Origin of the sequence: Eoetvoesiella sp. (assembly GCF_035555955.1) — a bacterium.
Taxonomy (GTDB): Bacteria; Pseudomonadota; Gammaproteobacteria; order Burkholderiales; family Burkholderiaceae_B; genus Eoetvoesia.
Genome location: NZ_DATMGA010000001.1, coordinates 1 through 2698, shown reverse-complemented (window position 1 = coordinate 2698; position 2698 = coordinate 1). Strand labels below are relative to the sequence as shown.

General features: G+C 63.8%; 2 protein-coding genes. One reads left to right on the top strand and one right to left on the bottom strand.

Annotated features, from left to right (window positions below; all coding sequences use genetic code 11):
- Positions 1 to 241, bottom strand: a 241-nt coding sequence (locus VNT00_RS00010; protein WP_325583228.1) for a pyridoxal-phosphate dependent enzyme, incomplete at its 3' end; no start/stop codon positions are given.
- Between the two features lie 642 nt (positions 242 to 883).
- On the opposite strand from VNT00_RS00010, the gene VNT00_RS00005 reads away from it, so the two are divergent.
- Positions 884 to 2698 (top strand): NADP-dependent isocitrate dehydrogenase (locus tag VNT00_RS00005; RefSeq protein WP_325583227.1); only part of this gene is annotated, 1815 nt, incomplete at its 3' end.

Below are 2698 nucleotides of genomic sequence, written 5' to 3'. Positions count from 1 at the left end.
CGCCCTGCGCGTGATTGCCGGCCGACGCCGTGATCACGCCCCGGTCCAGCGCCGCCTGCGGCGTATTGCGCATCTTGTTGTAGGCGCCCCGCACCTTGAATGAAAACACCGGCTGGTTGTCTTCGCGCTTGAAGAACACCGGGTTGCCCAGCCTGGCCGACAGGCCGCGGGCGGGATCCAGCTCGGTTTCGCGGGCGATGTCGTAGATCCGGGCGGTCAGGATCTGCCTCAGGTATTCCATCGGCGAGGCCTTGCCGTCCTGGAATGCGGCGGCCTGCGGTTGGGCTTGCGGGGCTTGCGGGGTGTGGTGCATCTGGCTCTCTGCTTCGGTGTGCTTGCCCGGCAGAGGCGGCCACAAAAAACCCGCCTCGTGGGGCAGGTGGCTATGACATTGCGGTCGCGCGCTAACCCACCATTCCAGGAATGATGGTAATAATCAGCGAAATGCGAACGGCGCGGAAATGCATGGGGCGTAGCTTCCTCCAACCGCCGCGCTTTGTCAAACGGCCGCCGCGGCCCGCCCGCGCCCCGCCCTGCCGGCGCGGGATCGCCCGATTTAATGTGTCCCCGTTTAATTTACCCCCGCATATGCGCATGCGCCGGTCAAATCGGCGGGTTTTGCTGCGCGCCAGGGGTAGCACGGTATTACAATGTAAGGTTCGTGGCAGTCGCACCTCCCTGGAGGCGGACCAGGAGCCGGCCGGTATCACCGGCCCCCACCCGGCCAACCAGACAAAAAAGGGCGGGCGCCGGCCATGTTGGACAGGCGATCGCGGCCAGCGCGCCTGCCCAGACGAACCCACTCTCGACAACATCTACCGGCCTCGCGCCGCATAGCATGTTCGGGTTTGCGCCTAGCGCCTGCCGAACAGATTCAAGGATCATGTCTCTTACTCCGAAGATTATCTATACCCTCACCGACGAAGCGCCGGCGCTCGCAACCCGTTCGCTGCTGCCCATCGTCCAGGCCTTCGCCAAACCCGCCGGCATCACGGTCGAAACCCGCGACATCTCGCTCGCCGGCCGCATCATCGCCGTGTTCCCCGACTACCTGGAAGACAGCCAGAAACTGGGCGACGCCCTGGCCGAACTCGGCGCCCTGGCCGTCCAGCCTGAAGCCAACATCATCAAGCTGCCCAACATCAGCGCGTCCATGCCGCAGCTGAAGGCCGCCATCAAGGAACTGCAGCAACAGGGCTACAAGCTGCCGGATTACCCGGACGCCCCCGCCAACGACACCGAGCGCGACGTCAAGGCCCGCTACGACAAGGTCAAGGGCAGCGCCGTGAACCCGGTCCTGCGCGAAGGCAATTCCGACCGCCGCGCTCCGCTGTCGGTCAAGAACTACGCCCGCAAGCACCCGCACAAGATGGGCGCCTGGGCCGCTGACTCCAAGTCGCACGTTGCCCACATGACCCAGGGCGACTTCTACGGCAGCGAAAAAGCCGCACTGATCGAAGCTGACGACAGCCTGCGCATCGAGCTGGTCGGCAAAGACGGCAGCACCACCGTGCTGAAAGAAAAGACCGCCGTCAAAGCCGCCGAAGTCATCGACTGCGCCACCATGAGCCGCAAGGCCCTGAAAGCCTTCATCGCCGAGCAGATCGCCGATGCCAAGGCCGCCGGCGTGCTGCTGTCCGTGCACCTGAAAGCCACCATGATGAAGGTCTCCGACCCGATCATGTTCGGCGTCATCGTCGAAGAATTCTACAACGACGTGCTGACCAAGCACGCCGCTGCCCTGGCCGAAGTAGGCTTCAACGCCAACAACGGTATCGGCGACCTGTACGCCCGTATCAAGGACCTGCCAGCCGACAAGCAGGCCGAGATCGAAGCCGACATCCAGGCCCTTTACGCCGAGCGCCCGGCCCTGGCCATGGTCAACTCCGACAAAGGCATCACCAACCTGCACGTGCCGAGCGACGTGATCGTCGACGCCTCGATGCCGGCCATGATCCGTGACTCGGGCAAGATGTGGAACACCGCAGGCGAACTGCAAGACGCCAAGGCCGTGATCCCGGACCGCTGCTACGCCGGCATTTACCAGGCCACCATCGAAGACTGCAAGGCCAACGGTGCCTTCGACCCGACCACCATGGGTAGCGTGCCGAACGTTGGCCTGATGGCGCAAAAGGCCGAAGAGTACGGCTCCCACGACAAAACCTTCCAGATCAACACCGATGGCGTCGTGCGCGTGGTCGATGGCAAGGGCAACGTGGTACTGGAGCAAAACGTTGAAGCCGGTGACATCTTCCGCATGTGCCAGACCAAGGACGCACCGATCCAGGACTGGGTCAAGCTGGCCGTCAACCGTGCCCGCCTGAGCAACACCCCGGCGGTGTTCTGGCTGGACCCGGCCCGCGCCCACGACGGCGTCATGATCGAGAAGGTGCAGAAGTACCTGAAAGATCACGACACCACCGGCCTGGACATCCGCATCCTGGCACCGGTCGATGCCATCAAGTTCTCCCTGGCCCGCATCCGCGAAGGCAAGGACACCATCTCGGTGACCGGCAACGTGCTGCGCGACTACCTGACCGACCTGTTCCCGATCATGGAACTGGGCACAAGCGCCAAGATGCTGTCGATCGTGCCGCTGATGAACGGCGGTGGCCTGTTCGAAACCGGCGCCGGCGGTTCGGCTCCGAAGCACGTGCAGCAGCTGGTTGAAGAGAACTTCCTGCGTTGGGACTCGCTG